This is a genomic window from Methylorubrum suomiense (assembly GCF_022179765.1).
GTDB lineage: Bacteria > Pseudomonadota > Alphaproteobacteria > Rhizobiales > Beijerinckiaceae > Methylobacterium > Methylobacterium suomiense.
Genome location: NZ_BPRE01000005.1, coordinates 198,015 through 214,330 on the forward strand (window position 1 = coordinate 198,015; position 16,316 = coordinate 214,330).

Sequence of the window (16,316 nt, forward strand, 5' to 3'; positions counted from 1 at the left end):
GGCGTGGCCGCGTGATGACCGGAGGTATGCGCTCTCGACCGCTGATCGTGTCCTTTGCACGCTTCGTGCTGACACTGATGGTACCCCCGGTGGCCGTCGCGATCGTCGCCACCCATTGGTACATGGCGAGCGAGCAGGAGCGCGTGAGCCATACCCTCGCGCTGATCGGCGACGGCATCCGCGACCGGATCGATCACGATCTCGCCCGGATGGAGGCCATCGCCCGGACCCTGGCGGCCTCGCCCGCGATCGACGGCCCGGATCTGCGCGCGTTCCGATCCCAGGCTCTGGCCAGCGTCGGGCCCGACGACACGACCGTGACCCTCGCCGAGTTGGATGGACGCCAGCTCGTCAACACCCGTGCCCCCGACGACACGGCGCTGCCGACCATGGCGCAGCCGGAACTGCTCGCGCAACTCCTGGCGACCCGCCGGCCGGTGATCTCCGGCCGGAGCGTCAGTAGCCTGACCGGGCGTCCGATCGTCAAAGTCGTCGCCCCGGTGATCCGCGACGGCGTGATCGTGAAGACGGTCGCCCTGGTGACGCTCGCCGAGCATTTCGAGGCACTGATCCGCAACCCTCACATCGCCGCCCCCTACTGGGCGAGCGTGCGCGACCGCGACGGCAACGTCGTGGCTCAGATCGGGCAAAGTGACCCGGCGGATCAGGGCGCGGACCGCGCCACTCCCGCCTCGACCGCGGATGCGGGCACCGGCGGCGTGCTGCGGATCGACGGCACCTCGCACCTGTCCGAATGGCGCTTCACGGCCGGGGTCGCGCGGGATGCGCTGGAGGCGCCGCTCAAGCGCTCACTGCTGCTGCTCCTGATCGTCGCCCTGGCCCTGATCGGACTCGGCGGCTGGTTCGCCCTCGGCATGGCCCGACGCCTCGCCGGGGCCGCCGCCCGGCTCGCCGGAAAGGCCGAAGCGATCGGGCGGGGTGAGATCGTGACGGCCCAGGATTGCGCGATCCGCGAGATCCACGTCATCGAGCATGCCCTGGCCTCGGCCTCGCGCACCCTGTCCGAGCAGCGCGCCACCCTCGACGCCGCGCAGGCGGCTTTGGCCGCGCGGGCCGAATCGACCCAGAACCGCTTCCGGATGCTGGCCGACAATGCCGGCGACATCATCGTCCTGTTCGGCGGCGAGGCCTGTTCGATCGTCGACGTGTCGCCCTCCTTCGAACGGATGCTCGGCTACGACGAGGCCGCCTGCGCCACTCTCACACCCACGGCCGTCGTGCATCCGGAGGATGGCCGGGTCGTGGACGAGATGCGCGCCGCCCTGGCCGAGGGGCAATCCCCGGCCACCGGCCTGTTCCGTGTCCGCCATCGCGACGGCCACTGGCTCTGGCTCGAATGCGTGAGCAGCCGCATCGCCGGGGCGGCACCGGGCGAACCCCTGGCCATCGCGGTGATGCGGGATGTGACCGCGCGCCTGCAGCAGGCCGACGAACTCCGCATCGCCTGCGACATGGCCGAGCTTGCCAAGGCGAAGGCCGAGAATGCTAGCCGGGCGAAGTCGGAATTCCTGGCGATGGTGAGCCACGAGATCCGCACGCCGCTGGCCACCATCCGCGGCTATACCGAGCTTCTCGGTGCGAGCGGTCCCCTAAGCGGCGACCAGGCACGCTGCCTCTCCTTGGTGAGCGAGGCCACCGGGACGATGCTGACGGCGGTGGACGACATCCTCGATTTCGCCCGGATCGAATCCGGCGATTTCCAGCTCCGGGAAGAGCCGTTCGGGCTCGCCGAGACGATCGAGAGCGTGACGGCCTTCGTCCGGCCCACGGCGGCCGAGAAGGGCCTGACGTTGGGGCTCAGCATCGACCCGACCCTGCCGAAGGCGGTGCGCGGCGATGCGCGGCGCCTGCGCCAAACGCTTCTCAACCTGCTCAACGTCAACCTGCGCGAGCGCCAAGGGGGGCTCGTCACCCTCTCGCTCTATGCCCCGCACGGCGAGGAGAACCGGATCAGCTTCGCCGTGACCGGGAGCGGCGGCCATGCCCGCCCGACCGAACGGGACGGTCTCGGCCTCGCCATCGCCGGGCGCCTCATCGCCCGGATGGGCGGGCGGCTGGAGACGATGTCGATCGCGGGGGAATCGTCGAGCTATCGCTTCAGCCTGCGCCTGCCCGTCGCCGAGATCGCTCCGCCCCTCGCCGCGCCGGAGGTCGTCGCCGGGCCGCTCGAACCGACCGTGCCCGCCGCTGAACGGCCCGAGGTCCAAGCGTCGTCCACCACCGCAGCCTCGGTCGTCCTCCCCGCCGCCCGCGCGAACATCGCCGGCGCCCAGATCCTGCTGGTCGAGGACCACTCGATCAACCAGGAGCTGACCTGCCGCCTCCTCGAACAGGATGGTTGCCGGGTCGACGTGGTCGACGACGGCGCGGCCGCCCTGGAAGCGGTGCAGAGACGGGTCTACGACCTCGTCCTGATGGATGTGCAGATGCCCGGCATGGATGGGCTCACGGCCACCCGCCGCATCCGTGCCATGGCCCATCCCTGCCGCCACGTGCCGATCCTGGCCCTCACCGCCAACATCATGCCCGATCAGGTGCAGGCGATCCGGGACTCGGGCATGCACGGCTACATCGCCAAGCCCATCGACCGGGCCCAGATGCGCCGGATGATCGCCGACCACCTGCCGGCGGTGATGATGGCCGAGAAGCCGGTCGAGCGGTCGGCCCAGGCGAGCGAGCCCGGCCCGATCCCGGTCATCGACCGGGCTGCCTATGATCGGCTCGCGGCCTCGCTCGGAGGCGACAGCGCCCGCCGGGCGCTCCGGGGCTTCCTCGCCCTGCTCGACGCCACCTTCGCCGACCCGGCGACCCTTCGGACCGAGGCCGCCACCATCGCCGCCGGGGCGCGCCGCTTCGGCCTCATCGATCTCGCCGCCGCCCTCGACGGGCTCATGGCGGATGATGGCGCGCAGGCCCTGCGCCGGTGCCAGGTGGCCCGCGACCTCGTCGGCCGCGCGATGGACGAGCTCGTCGGCGTGGAGCCCATCGAGGTTTCCGCCCTGATTGCCCATCTCTGACGTCGCTCCGCTCCGACCGCGTCGGAGCGGAAACTCCGGGGCATCGATGCCCTGCCCGGCGGACATGCCCAGGAGCGGCGAGGCGAAGGACCGCTTTCCGGCACGGTGCCCGGTTCAGGTCACGGCCTCACGGGGATGGGCGCTTGAGATTCGTCGAGGTGGAGACGCCGCGACGACGCCCCGCCTTGGCGCGCCCGCTCGCCGCTGCTATTCCCCGCCCTGCCATTCCCGACAGCCTTGCCGTGCGCCGCGCGAGCCCCGCTGAGCCGCGCCGTGCCGGAGAGATCCATGACCACCTCGCCCATCGACCTGATCCGCAACTTCTCCATCGTCGCGCATATCGACCACGGTAAGTCGACGCTCGCCGATCGATTGATCCAGACCACCGGCACCGTGGCCCTGCGCGACATGAGCGAGCAGATGCTCGACTCGATGGACATCGAGAAGGAGCGCGGCATCACCATCAAGGCGCAGACCGTGCGCCTCGAATATCCGGCGGAGGACGGCAAGACCTACATCCTCAACCTGATGGATACGCCCGGCCACGTCGACTTCGCCTACGAAGTCTCGCGGTCGCTCGCGGCCTGCGAGGGATCGCTCCTCGTGGTCGATGCCAGCCAAGGCGTCGAGGCGCAGACCCTCGCCAACGTCTATCAGGCGCTCGATGCCGGCCACGAGATCGTGCCGGTCCTCAACAAGGTCGATCTGCCGGCGGCCGAGCCCGACCGGGTGAAGGAGCAGATCGAGGAGGTGATCGGCCTCGACGCCTCGCAGGCGGTGCCGATCTCGGCCAAGACCGGCCTCAACATCGAGGCGGTGCTGGAGGCCATCGTCACCCGGCTGCCGCCGCCCAAGGGTGACCGCAACGCGCCCCTCAAGGCGCTGCTGGTGGACAGCTGGTACGACGTCTATCTCGGCGTCGTGGTGCTCGTGCGCATCGTCGACGGCGTGCTCAAGAAGGGCATGACCATCCGCATGATGGGCGCGGACGCCGCCTACGGCGTCGACCGCATCGGCGTGTTCCGCCCCAAGATGTCCGACATCGCCGAACTCGGCCCCGGCGAGGTCGGCTTCCTGACCGGCTCGATCAAGGAAGTGGCCGACACCCGCGTCGGCGACACCATCACCGAGGACAAGCGCCAGACCACGCAGATGCTCGCCGGCTTCAAGGAAGTCCAGGCGGTGGTGTTCTGCGGCCTGTTCCCCGTGGACGCCGCCGACTTCGAATCGCTCCGCGGCGCCATGGGCAAGCTGCGCCTCAACGATGCGTCGTTCTCCTACGAGATGGAGACCTCGGCCGCCCTCGGCTTCGGCTTCCGCTGCGGCTTCCTCGGCCTGTTGCACCTGGAAATCATTCAGGAGCGGCTGGAGCGCGAGTTCAACCTCGACCTGATCTCGACGGCCCCGTCGGTGGTCTATCGCCTGCTGATGCGCGACGGCGAGCTCAAGGAGTTGCACAACCCCGCCGACATGCCCGATCCGATGAAGATCGAGACGGTGGAGGAGCCCTGGATTCGGGCCACCATCCTCACGCCCGACGACTACCTCGGCGGCGTGCTGAAGCTCTGCCAGGACCGGCGCGGCATCCAGATCGACCTCAACTACGTCGGCAAGCGGGCCATGGTGGTCTACGACCTGCCGCTCAACGAGGTGGTGTTCGATTTCTACGACCGCCTGAAGTCGATCTCGAAGGGCTACGCCTCGTTCGACTACCACGTCTCCGACTACCGCGAGGGCGACCTCGTGAAGATGTCGATCCTCGTGAACGCCGAGCCGGTCGATGCCCTCTCGATGCTGGTCCACCGCACCCGGGCCGAATCCCGCGGCCGCGCCATGTGCGAGAAGCTCAAGGACCTGATCCCGCGCCACCTGTTCCAGATCCCGGTTCAGGCGGCCATCGGCGGCAAGATCATCGCCCGCGAGACCATCCGGGCGCTGTCCAAGGACGTGACCGCGAAGTGCTACGGCGGCGACATCTCGCGCAAGCGCAAGCTTCTGGACAAGCAGAAGGAAGGCAAGAAGCGCATGCGCCAGTTCGGCCGGGTGGAGATTCCGCAGGAAGCGTTCATCGCCGCGCTGAAGATGGACGATTGATCGGGGGCAGCCCTTCCCCCTTATCTGAGTGCTGGAGCGCAGCGGAGGCTTCGCAGTACCCCAGGATGAGGGTTTGGGGTGGAAGACACGAAGGGCGACGCGCCCCGAGAACGTCGCCCGGCACCCTTGTTTCGGCTCCACCTCACGATGGCCGTGCAGGTGTCGCAAACCGGCAACGCAGAGCGGCCGACGACGCGCTGTCTGCGACAGTCTGTTTTGACGCTCTGGCAGCTCTGAGCCGCACTCCGTAAGACTCCCGCCTCGCCCTCCCCGTGAGGCCTCGCCACGTGTTCCGAAGTTCGGCTCCTGCTCTCCTCGTCGCCGCCTTCGTCACCGGTCCGGCCCTGGCGCAACCGACCGGCAAACCCGTCTACGAGGGTGCGGGCGGCGATCCGCGCATCTCGGTTTCCCAGCCGGAATCCACGAGCCAAGCCTCCGGCGGCTACGTGCGCTCGATCGAGCCCTCGCTCGGACCCTTCGGCGATCCGCTCGGCCTGCGGCCGGTGCTCAAGGAAAAGGGCATCGAGTACAGCCTGACCTACATCGCCGAGACCCTCGGCAACGCCTTCGGCGGCATCCGCCAGGGGGCGATCGTGCAGGACCGCCTGAACCTGCGGCTCAACCTCGACCTCCAAAAACTCGCCGGCTGGGATGGGGCGACGGTGCACGCCAATGCCTATTTCATCCACGGCACCGGCCTGTCGCGCTACTATGTCGGCAACCTGCTGACCACGAGCGTGATCGAGGCGCTGCCCTCCTCGCGCCTCTACGTGCTGTGGCTCGACCAGCAGCTCTTCGACGGCAAGCTCGGCCTCCGCATCGGCCAGCAGGCCGCCGACACCGAGTTCTTCGTCAGCCAGACCGCGACGCTCTTCGTGAACGCGACCTTCGGCTGGCCGGCGATCACCGGGCTCGACCTGCCGAGCGGCGGCCCGGCCTATCCGCTGGCGGCGCCCGCGATCCGCGCCAAATACGTGCCGGGCAACGGCTTCTCGCTCCAGGCCGGGCTCTATGACGGCGATCCGGCCGGGGCCAACCGGCCCGGGGACGACCCGGAGGCCCAGCGTCTCGACCGCACCGGCACCAATTTCCGCACGCGCGACCCGGCCTTGATCGTCGCGGAGGCGACCTACGCCTTCAACACCGAGGACGGCGCCAAGGGCCTGCCCGGCGACATCACGCTCGGCGGCTGGCAGCATTTCGGGCGCTTCGATTCCCTGCGTTTCGACAATACAGGCCTGCCGCTCGCCGACCCGAACTCGACCGGCATCGGCCGCCCCCTGCGCGGCAATGCCGGGATCTACGCCGTCTACGATCAGACCCTCTTCCGGGAGACCGGCAAGGATGACGAGGGATTGGGCTTCTTCGTGCGCGCGGCGTGGTCGCCGACCCGCTCCAGCCTGATCTCGGCCTATGTCGATACCGGCTTGGCCTATAAGGGCCTGTTCCCCGGTCGCGACAACGACACGATCGGCATCAGCCTCGCCCATGCCCGGATCTCCGACGACGCGCGCCGGTCCGACACCGACGCCATCGTCTTCAGCGGCATGCCGATGCCGCGGCGGCGGGCCGAGACGGTGATCGAGGCAACCTATCAGGCGGTCGTGGTCCCGGGTTTCACCCTGCAGCCGGACGTGCAGCTGATTCTGCATCCGGGCGGCGGCATCGCCAATCCGCGCGACCCGCAGGGGGGGCGCCTGCGCAACGCCGGTGTCTTCGGGCTGCGTGCGACGGTTCAATACTGATCGTCAACGGTCCGAAAACGCTTCATATGCCCTGATATCCGTCCTGCGGTGGCTCGGTCGATCGCACGACGCGAAAGGCGTCGTCATGCGCCCGTCAAGTCGCCACGGTAACGGCGCAATTCGAGAGCTTCGGTCGCGCACAACCGAATGGCCGAGCGAATCGGCTACCCCAAGGCGGATCAGCCGGGAATGATGGGTCGATGAGCGGATCGCACGGGGAAGAGAACCTGACGGCCGAGAGCTTGACGCCGAAGCGCATGGGCTGGCCGGCGCAGATCGTCGTGGCGCTCGTGCTCTGCGCGGGCGCGGGAGCCGCGATCTGGTACGGTCGTCCGAAGGAGGTCGACGCGGCGGTGCCGACGCCCGCCGCCGTCACCGCCGGGGCCAATGCGGACGGGCGGTTCGTGCTGAATCCCACCCAGCTCGCCACCGTCACCACCGCGCCGGTCGAGCAGCGCCTGTTCTTCGAGGACATCGCCACCGAGGGGAAGATCGGCGTCGACGAGTACCGGGCCACCCCGGTCTTCTCGCCCTATCCGGGCCGGGTAATCTCGATCTTCGCCCGCTCCGGCGAGCGCGTGCGCCAGGGCGACAAGCTGTTCTCGCTCCAAGCCAACGAGATGGTCCAGGCACAGAACGACTACCTGGCCGCCCTCAACGTGCTCAACAAGGCGCGCTCGCAGCTCTCCTACGCGACCAACACCGAGAAGCGCCTGCACGACCTCTACGATTCGCGCGTCACGACGTTGCGCGAGCTCCAGACCGCGCAGAACGATCTCGCCACGGCGCAGAACGACGCCAAAACGGCTGAAGTCGGACTGGAGGCGGTGCGCAACCGCCTGCGCATCCTCGGCCTTCGCGACGACGACATGACGGCGCTCCAGACCAAGGGCGCGATCAACCCCGAGACGACGATCAACGCGCCGCTGTCCGGCACCATCATCCAGCGTAAGATCGGCCCGGGCCAGTACGTCAACACCGGCGGCTCCGATCCGTCCTACATCATCGGCGACCTGTCGAAGGTCTGGATCATCGCGCAATTGCGCGAGACCGACGCGGCCAAGGTCGATCTCGGCGAGCGCATCCGCTTCAAGGTTCTGGCCTATCCCAACCAGACCTTCGAGAGCCGGATCAACTTCATCTCGTCCTCGGTCGATCCGAGCAGCCGGCGCATCTACATGCGGGCCGAGGTGGACAACAGCAAGGGCCTGCTGAAGCCCGAGATGTATGCCAGCGTCCACATCATCAACGAGCGCGAGAACGTCTCCCGCGCGATCCCGCGTCATTCGGTGATCTTCGAGGGCGACAAGGCGCGGGTCTGGGTACTGAAGGCCGACAACGCGGTCGAGAGCCGCGCGATCAAGACGGGCCTCGTCGACGGCAACGACATCGAGGTGACGGACGGGCTCTCGGTCGGCGAGCGGGTGATCTCGAAGGGCTCGCTCTTCATCGACGGGATGGTCGATCCCGGCTGAGAGCGGACACGATGGGACGATTCCGGTGCCGCGCGAGCGGCCCACGGTGCGAAGAGCGCCGCGCGAGGCGGCCCTCGGCATCAGCCGAGGCATCCGGCGGAGCGAAAGCCTGAGCCCGCGGAGGCGGGCGCCGGCGATTGAGGCCAAAATCTAAAAGATTGCCCGACCTCGCGGAGCGAGGTTCGGGCATAAGCTTCGGAAACCAACGGCATGAACGGCATCGTCGCCCTGGCGCTCCGGCAGCGCCCCCTCGTGGTCCTGTTCTTCCTGCTCTTCGTGGTCGGGGGCGTCGCCGCTTTCCAGAGCCTCAACATCGAGGCCTATCCCGATCCCACGCCGCCCCTCGTCGATGTCGTGACCCAGACCGACGGCCTCTCCGCGGAGGAGATGGAGCGCTACGTCACCATCCCGATCGAGCTCATCACCTCGGGGATGCCGAACCTGAAGCAGGTGCGCACGATCTCGCTCTACGGCCTGTCCGACGTGAAGCTGCAATTCGGCTTCGAGTTCGACTACCTCCAGGCCGAGCAGCAGGTGCTGAACCGCCTTCAGCAGCTCGATCCGCTGCCCGCGGGCGCCAAGCCCACCATCTCGCCGATGAGCCCGATCGGCGAGATCTTCCGCTACAAGCTCACCGCGCCGCCCGGCTACAGCGTGCTCGACCTGCGCACGCTCCAGGAATGGACGCTGAAGAAGCGCTTCCGCTCGGTGCCGGGGGTGATCGACGCCATCGGCTGGGGCGGCAAAACCAAGACCATCGAGATGTCGGTCGATCTCGATCGACTGATGGCCTACGGCCTGACCCTGTCGGGCGTGGTGAAGACCCTCAACGACAGCAACCTCAATGTCGGCGGCAACCGCGTCGCCATCGGCGGCCAGTCGGCGGTGGTGCGCGCCGTCGGTCTCATTCGCGACATCGACGACATCAACGGCACGGTGCTGGCTCAGGTCGGCGGCGCGCCGGTGCTGGTCAAGGATGTCGCCACCGTCACCATCGGCCATCAGCCCCGGCTCGGCATCGCCGGCATGAACGACGAGGACGACATCGTCCAGGGTATCGTCCTGATGCGCCGCGGCGAGAAGAGCACGCCGTCGATCGAGGCCGTGAAGGCCGAGGTCGCCGAGATCGAGGCCGCGGGCCTGCTGCCGCCCGGCGTCAAGATCGAGCGCATCTACGACCGCGCCGACCTGATCGCGGTGACGACGCACACCGTGCTGCACAACATGGTGGTCGGCATCCTGCTGATCCTGGCGATCCAGTGGCTGTTCCTCGGCAACCTCCGCTCGGCGCTGATCGTCGTCGCCACCATCCCCTTCGCCCTGTTCTTCGCCGTCATCATCCTCGTGGCGCGCGACGAGTCGGCGAACCTCCTCTCCGTCGGCGCGCTCGATTTCGGCCTGATCGTCGACGGCACCGTCATCATGGTCGAGGCGATCTTCCGGCGCCTCTCCGGCCACGGCATCCCCGGCTATCCCCCGCAGGGACTGGGCGAGAAGGATGGGCGCATCGCGCTGGCCGCCAGCGACGTCTCCCGCTCGATCTTCTTCGCGGCCGCCATCATCGTCACCGGCTTCCTGCCGCTCTTCACCCTCACCGGCGTCGAGGGCCACATCTTCGGGCCGATGGCGACGACCTACGCCTACGCGCTGCTGGGCGGCCTCATCGCCACCTTCACGGTCACGCCCGCGCTCGCCTCCTACCTGCTGCCCGCCCATGTGAAGGAGACCGAGACGCTGCTCGTGCGCGTGCTCGACCGGCTCTATCGCCCGGCGGTGCGCGCCGCCCTCGGCGCCCGCCTCGTCACGGTCGCGATCGTGGCGCTCATCGCGGTGGGGGTCGGCGTCGCCGCCCGCAATCTGGGCTCGGAGTTCCTGCCCAAGCTCGAGGAGGGCAATCTCTGGGTCCGCGCGACCATGCCGGCGACGATCTCGCTGCGCGAGAGCAACGGCTACGTCAACGAGATGCGCAAGATCATCGCCCAGATCCCGGAGGTCGAGCGCGTCGTCTCCCAGCACGGGCGCCCCGACGACGGCACGGATGCCGCCGGATTCTTCAACGCCGAGTTCTTCGCCCCGATGAAGCCGCTGGAGCAGTGGCGCCCCGGCATCGACAAGGACAAGCTCACCGAGGAGATGCTGCAGAAGCTGCAGGCCGCCTTCCCCGGCGTCGAGTTCAACCTGTCGCAATACCTCCAGGACAACGTCGCCGAGGCGGTCTCGGGCATCAAGGGCGAGAACTCGTTCAAGCTGTTCGGGCCCGATCTGCGGAAGCTGACCGAGACGGCCAAGCAGGTCGAGAAGGTGCTGGCCTCGATCCACGGCGTCGAGGATCTGGCGGTGTTCAAGTCCCTCGGCCAGCCGACCATCGAGATCGATGTCGACCGGGTGCGGGCCGCCCGTTACGGTCTGACGCCGGGCGACATCAACACCACGGTGCGCACCGCCATCGGCGGCGATTCGGCGGGCGATCTCTACGATCCGGGCTCCGAGCGCCACTATCCGATCGTCGTGCGCCTCGCCCCGCAATACCGGCAGAGCATCGAGGCGATCGCCAACCTCCGCATCGCCGGCCAGAATCCCGGCGGCGGACCGCCGGTGCAGTTGCCCCTGAGCGCGGTGGCGAGCGTGCAGCTCGTCTCCGGCCCCGCCTACATCTATCGCGAGGGCCAGGAACGCTACCTGCCGGTCAAGTTCTCCGTCCGCGGGCGCGATCTCGGCAGCACCATCGAGGAAGCGCAGCGCCGGGTCTCCGCCGAGGTGCCGCTGCCGCCGGGCTACCGGCTGGAGCTGGTGGGCGAGTTCAACAACATGAAGGGCGCCATCGCCCGGCTCTCGGTCACCGTGCCGGTGGCGATCGGGCTGATCGCGATCCTGCTGTTCATGAACTTCTCGTCCGTGATCGACTCGCTGCTCGCGCTCAGCGTGATTCCGATGGCCATGGCCGGCGGCATCGTCGCCCTTAGCGTCACCGGCACCTCGTTCAGCGTCTCGGCGGCGATCGGCTTCATCGCGTTGCTGGGCATCGCGGTGATGGACGGCATCATCGTGCTCACCCACTATAACGGGCTCATCGCGGCGGGGGTCGAGCGCGTGCCGGCCATGCTGCGCACCTGCTACACGCAGATGCGGCCCGTCGTGATGACCTGCGTGGTGGCCGGCGTCGGCCTCCTGCCCGCAGCCTTCTCGCAGGGCGTCGGCTCCCAGGTCCAGAAGCCGCTGGCGCTGGTGGTGGTCGGCGGCATGTGCCTCGCGCCGCTGCTGATCCTGCTGGTGCTGCCGGTGCTGATCCTGACCTTCTCCCGGCGCCAGCCGGGCCGTCCGGTGGCTGCGGAGCGCGCATCGATGCAGGCGCCCTCCCCTGCTTCGGCGCATTGAGGTCAGAGGGAAAGCGGCGGGAGGCGTCTCGGAGCCGCTGCGGCTGCCTTTCCGAGGTCAGATCCGTGCGATGCTGCGCCAACTCCAATCCCCCACCCTCATCCTGACGTACCCGCAACACGCGGGCCCCTAAGGATGAGGGGATGGATGGGATGAGCCTGTCCGACAGGCTTTCAACCCTCTGCCAGTACCTTGTCGCGCGCAGCGGAGACGAGGAACGCGCTGCGGGTGAGCCCGCGTTTGCCCGCCGCCTCGTCGATCATGGCGAGGGCTGCCGCATCGAGCGAGAGGTTGACCCGCACGGCGCGACCGGCGTCGAGGAACAGCGGCACGCTCGCCATGACGGCGCCCTCAACCATTTCGGCCTCCGTCGGATCGGCTAGGATCGCATCGGCGGAGCGCGCAGGGGTCGGCGCGAGGCCGGCCGCGACGCGGTCGATCATCCATTCCCGCAGAGCCTCCGCCCCGTTGCTCAAAGCCTCGTCCACGGTCTCACCCATGGCGGTGCAGCCGGGACAATCGGGAAAGGCGACGCCGTAGGCGCCTGCCTCCCCGTCGATCAGTGCGATATAGCGGGCCATCGCTCCCTCCTCAGAGCCAGCCGGCAGCCTTGGCGATATTGCGGGCGACACCCGGCGACAGGACGCGGTGGCGCGGCACCATGATCTTGGTGCCAGGCTTGGCGGCATGGGCGAACTTTTCGTGCTTGGTTCCGCCCTCGCTCACCCAGCCCTCCGCCATCAAGCGGTCGATGATGGCCCTGAAGCTGGTCTCAACCTTCGGCATGGCCTTCTCGTGTGTATTTAAATCTACACGCCAAATCGGCCAATCCACAATCTCCCGTCAGTTGCCTTGCTCAGGCTTGCCGCCGCGTCGAACCCCGCAACACCGCCCGTCCGCTCAGCACCACCTTGCGCACCGGCTGGTCCGGGCTCTCGATGCGCTCGAACAGCAGGCGCATCGCCTGGGCGCCGATCTCCGCGACCGGCTGCTCGATCACGGTGAGGCCGGGCTCGACGAGATCGGTCCAGGGCTCGTTGTCGAAACCGGCCAGGGCGAGATCCTGCGGCACGGCGAGGCCACGGGCGCGGGCGGCGCGGACGGCACCCATCAGGATCAGGCCGTTCGACAGGATCAGCGCCTCCGGCCGGTCGGACTGGCCGAGCCAGCGGGTGGCTTCCGCCTCGGCGGCGGCGGCATTGGGGGCGACCGAACGGACGAGCGGCGCGAGGCGGTGGCGGCTCATGGCCGCCTCGTAACCGGCCTGACGCTCGCGCGCGGTGGAACTGGTCGAGCCGAACAGGCCGCCGATCCGCGAGAAGCCCTGGGCCGCGAGGTGATCGACCAGAGCCGCCGCCGCAGCGACATTGTCGAGCACGACGCTGTCATGGGCACCGGGCAGGCCCGAGCGGTCGATGAACACGGTGGGGAAGCCGAGACTCTCGGAGGTCAGCGCGTCGGCCGTCGCCTTGGTGGGAGCGAAGATCACGCCGGTGACGCGCTCCTCCTCCATCAGGCGGAGATACAGGGCTTCGCGGGCCGGATCCTCGTCGGTGTTGCACAGGATCACCCGCATGCCCGCCGCGTAAGCCGCATCCTCCACGGCCCGGCTCACCGCCGTGAAGAACGGGTTGCGGATGTCGGCCACGATCAGGCCGATCGTCTGCGCCGATTTCGAGCGCAGCCGCCGGGCCGAGAGGTTCGGCCGGTAGCCGGTGGCACGCACCGCCGCCTCGACCTGCTCGCGCACCGCGTCGCTGACCGGGCCACGGCCGAGCGCCCGGGACACGGTCGCCGTCGAGACGCCCGCCGCGCGGGCTACATCGCGGATACCGACGGTCATCCGCGGGAAAACGTTTTCAGATGCATATTGATGTTCTGCCACCCCGTGACCAGCACAGCAAGCGGCCCCCCTGCACTTTCATGCTGAGTACGCTTGACAGAACTTGTGAAAACGTTTTCATTCGGCACAACAACGCCGACGGCCTCCGTGCCGCCCGGTGCGACAGGGAGGAGAGCACGCCATGCTCGCACCGACGCCGCACTTTCCGAGCCTCCGCACGAGCCCGCGGTTGCTCGTCCGCCTGGGCGCCGCGCCTGCCGACAAGGAAGCGGCGATCCGCGAGGCGGCCGCGCTGTTAACGGCCGCCGGCTGCATCGAAGCGCCCTATGGCGAGAGCATGCTGCGCCGCGAGGGCGTATCGAACACCTATCTCGGCCACGGCGTCGTCATTCCGCACGGCATGGTCGACGACCGTCATCTCGTGCGGGAGAGCGGGCTGGCCGTCCTGCAAGTGCCCGGCGGCATCGCATGGCACGACGGGCAGATCGCCCATCTCATCGTCGCCATCGCGGCGCAGTCCGACGCCCACATCACCGTATTGCGCCGCCTCACCCGCCTCATCCAGGACGAGGACCGGCTGGAACGCCTGCGCTCCACCGCGAGCGAGGCGGAGATCGCGACGGCCCTGACCGAGGATTCGGCGGCGCCCGCCAGCACGGGCCCGGCCACCGATCTGCGCCAGCGCTTCGACTGGACGGTCGATTATCCGACCGGCCTGCATGCCCGGCCGGCCTCTCACTGGGTCGAGACGGCGCGGGCCTGCCCGGCCCGCATCCAGGTCCGGCACGGCGATCAGGTGGCCGATGCCAAGAACCTGATCGCGCTCCTCCAACTGGGCCTGCGCTGCGGCGACGAGGTGACGATCTCGGCGGAAGGCGACGACGAGGCCGGGGCCCTCGCCAGGATCTGCGCCGCGGTGACCGGCCTGAGCGCGGGCGAGAAGGCGGCGGCGCAGCGCGCGGCGGAGGCCGCGGCCAAGGCCGCCGCCCCGGTGGCCGGCTGGAACCCGTCGGATCGGCCGCAGACCCTGGCCGGCATCGGGGCGAGCCCCGGCCTCACCATCGGGCCGGTTCATGTGCTCGCCGCCGCCGAGATTGTGGTGCCGGACGCGCCCGAGCCCCTGACCTCCGGCGCAGACCGTCTGCACCGGGCGCTCGCCGTCACCCGCGGCCAGCTCGAGGCGCTTGCCGACGACACCGCCCGCCGCCTCGGCAAGGCGGATGCCGGCATCATCTCCGCGCAGGCGGAGCTGATCGCGGACACCGACCTCATCACGCTCGCCTGCCAGCTCATGGTCGAGGGCCACGGCGTGGCGTTTGCCTGGAATGAAGCCGTGGAGCGGATGGCGGACCGGCTCGCGGCTCTGGGCAACCCCGTGCTGGCCGCCCGCGCCGCGGATCTCCGCGATGTCGGCCGCCGGGTGCTCGCGCAGATCGACCCGGCCCTGACGAGCGGCCACGATCTGCCGGACGTGCCCTGCATCCTGATCGCTCCCGACCTCGCCCCCTCCGACACCGCCGGACTCGACCCGACCCGCGTCATCGGGCTGGCCACCGCCCAGGGCGGACCGACCTCGCATACCGCGATCCTGGCGCGGACGCTGGGCATCCCGGCGATGGTGGCCGGCGGCCCCGGCCTGCTCGCGGTCGAGAACCGCACCCGCGCGATCCTCGACGGCACCACCGGCCGCCTCTACCTCGATCCGAGCGAGGCCGACATCGCCGCGGCCGAGGCGTGGCGAACCCGGCAACGCGAACAGGCCGAGGCCGAGGCGCGGGAGCGGGCCAAGCCCGCCGAGACCCGCGACGGCCACCGCATCGCCATCGGCGGCAACGTCAACAATCCGGATCAGGTGCCGCTCGCCCTCGATCAGGGCGCCGAAGGCGTCGGCCTGATGCGCACCGAATTCCTGTTCCTGGAGCGCGGCGACACGCCCTCGGAGGACGACCAGTACGAGACCTACGCGGCCATGCTGAAGGCGCTCGCCGGGCGCCCGCTGATCGTGCGCACCCTCGATATCGGCGGCGACAAGCAGGTCGCCCACCTGCACCTGCCGAAGGAGGAAAATCCCTTCCTCGGCGTGCGGGGCGCCCGCCTCCTGCTGCGCCGGCCCGATCTGATGGAGCCGCAATTGCGCGCCCTCTACCGCGCCGCCAAGGACCACGTGCCCGCCGACGCACCGACGGGCAAGGACGCGCCGCTCTCGATCATGATGCCGATGATCACCTCGGTGCCCGAGGTGCTGAAGCTCCGCGAGATCTGCGAGCGCATCCGCGGCGAGGTCGGCGCGCCGCCGGTGCCCCTCGGTATCATGATCGAAGTCCCCGCCGCCGCGATCCAGGCCGACGCACTCGCGCGGCACTGCGACTTCTTCTCGATCGGCACCAACGACCTGACGCAATACGCTCTGGCCATCGATCGGCAGAACACCGACCTCGCCCCGGAGGCGGATTCGCTCCATCCGGCGGTGCTGCGGCTCATCCACATGACCTGCGAGGGCGCGGCGCGGCACGGACGCTATGTCGGCGTCTGCGGCGGCATTGCGGGCGATCCGTTCGGAGCCTGCCTCCTGGCCGGGCTCGGGGTCGACGAATTGTCGATGACGCCCCGCGACCTGCCTGGCGTGAAGGCGCGGCTGCGGGCCTCCGACATGGCCGCGTTGAAGGCGCTGGCCCTGCGCGCCTGCGAGCAGGAGGACGCGGCCTCTGTCCGCGCCCTCGACGCCTCCCTCGCGCCGGGAGCCTGA

At 69.2% G+C, this 16,316-nt stretch carries 9 protein-coding genes; 6 read left to right on the forward strand and 3 right to left on the reverse strand.

The genetic code is table 11. The features are described 5' to 3' along the window. The first annotated feature begins 47 nt into the window (after positions 1-47). The 5 genes from MFF26_RS09860 to MFF26_RS09880 all read left to right on the forward strand — a co-directional run bounded on the left by MFF26_RS09860 (position 48) and on the right by MFF26_RS09880 (position 11,727). The gene (locus MFF26_RS09860; protein ID WP_137827586.1) at positions 48-3,038 is read left to right on the forward strand and encodes a response regulator; all 2,991 of its coding nucleotides are present in this window, start codon (positions 48-50) and stop codon (positions 3,036-3,038) included. A 288-nt stretch (positions 3,039-3,326) separates the two neighbouring features. Continuing rightward, a complete protein-coding gene (lepA, locus tag MFF26_RS09865; protein WP_137827587.1) occupies positions 3,327-5,132 on the forward strand; it encodes a translation elongation factor 4 in 1,806 nt (601 codons plus the stop codon). A gap of 287 nt (positions 5,133-5,419) precedes the next feature. Continuing rightward, on the forward strand, positions 5,420-6,877 hold the full coding sequence (locus tag MFF26_RS09870; protein WP_373324402.1) for a carbohydrate porin: 1,458 nt from the start codon (positions 5,420-5,422) through the stop codon (positions 6,875-6,877). 200 nt (positions 6,878-7,077) lie between these two features. Then, entirely contained in the window at positions 7,078-8,352 is a 1,275-nt protein-coding gene (locus tag MFF26_RS09875; protein WP_137827588.1) for an efflux RND transporter periplasmic adaptor subunit, read from the forward strand. A gap of 210 nt (positions 8,353-8,562) precedes the next feature. Beyond that, entirely contained in the window at positions 8,563-11,727 is a 3,165-nt protein-coding gene (locus MFF26_RS09880) for an efflux RND transporter permease subunit (RefSeq protein WP_137827589.1), read from the forward strand. 173 nt (positions 11,728-11,900) lie between these two features. On the opposite strand, the gene MFF26_RS09885 is transcribed toward MFF26_RS09880, so the two are convergent. The 3 genes from MFF26_RS09885 to MFF26_RS09895 all read right to left on the reverse strand — a co-directional run bounded on the left by MFF26_RS09885 (position 11,901) and on the right by MFF26_RS09895 (position 13,570). Beyond that, positions 11,901-12,308, reverse strand: coding sequence for a type II toxin-antitoxin system HicB family antitoxin (locus MFF26_RS09885; RefSeq protein WP_137827590.1), 408 nt, complete (start codon positions 12,306-12,308; stop codon positions 11,901-11,903). A 10-nt stretch (positions 12,309-12,318) separates the two neighbouring features. Next, entirely contained in the window at positions 12,319-12,513 is a 195-nt protein-coding gene (locus MFF26_RS09890) for a type II toxin-antitoxin system HicA family toxin (RefSeq protein WP_137827591.1), read from the reverse strand. 70 nt (positions 12,514-12,583) lie between these two features. Continuing rightward, positions 12,584-13,570, reverse strand: a complete 987-nt coding sequence (locus MFF26_RS09895) for a LacI family DNA-binding transcriptional regulator (protein WP_137827592.1) — start codon at positions 13,568-13,570, stop codon at positions 12,584-12,586. Between the two features lie 181 nt (positions 13,571-13,751). On the opposite strand from MFF26_RS09895, the gene ptsP reads away from it, so the two are divergent. Continuing rightward, a complete protein-coding gene (gene ptsP / locus MFF26_RS09900; protein WP_238307929.1) occupies positions 13,752-16,316 on the forward strand; it encodes a phosphoenolpyruvate--protein phosphotransferase in 2,565 nt (854 codons plus the stop codon).

Bases quoted from the DNA above. Each gene is read 5' to 3' on its own strand.
- MFF26_RS09880 (WP_137827589.1), top strand. From the start codon at position 8,563: ATGAACGGCATCGTCGCCCTGGCGCTCCGGCAGCGCCCCCTCGTGGTC.
- lepA (WP_137827587.1), top strand. From the start codon at position 3,327: ATGACCACCTCGCCCATCGACCTGATCCGCAACTTCTCCATCGTCGCG.
- MFF26_RS09885 (WP_137827590.1), bottom strand. From the start codon at position 12,308: ATGGCCCGCTATATCGCACTGATCGACGGGGAGGCAGGCGCCTACGGC.
- MFF26_RS09875 (WP_137827588.1), top strand. From the start codon at position 7,078: ATGAGCGGATCGCACGGGGAAGAGAACCTGACGGCCGAGAGCTTGACG.
- ptsP (WP_238307929.1), top strand. From the start codon at position 13,752: ATGCTCGCACCGACGCCGCACTTTCCGAGCCTCCGCACGAGCCCGCGG.
- MFF26_RS09895 (WP_137827592.1), bottom strand. From the start codon at position 13,570: ATGACCGTCGGTATCCGCGATGTAGCCCGCGCGGCGGGCGTCTCGACG.
- MFF26_RS09890 (WP_137827591.1), bottom strand. From the start codon at position 12,513: ATGCCGAAGGTTGAGACCAGCTTCAGGGCCATCATCGACCGCTTGATG.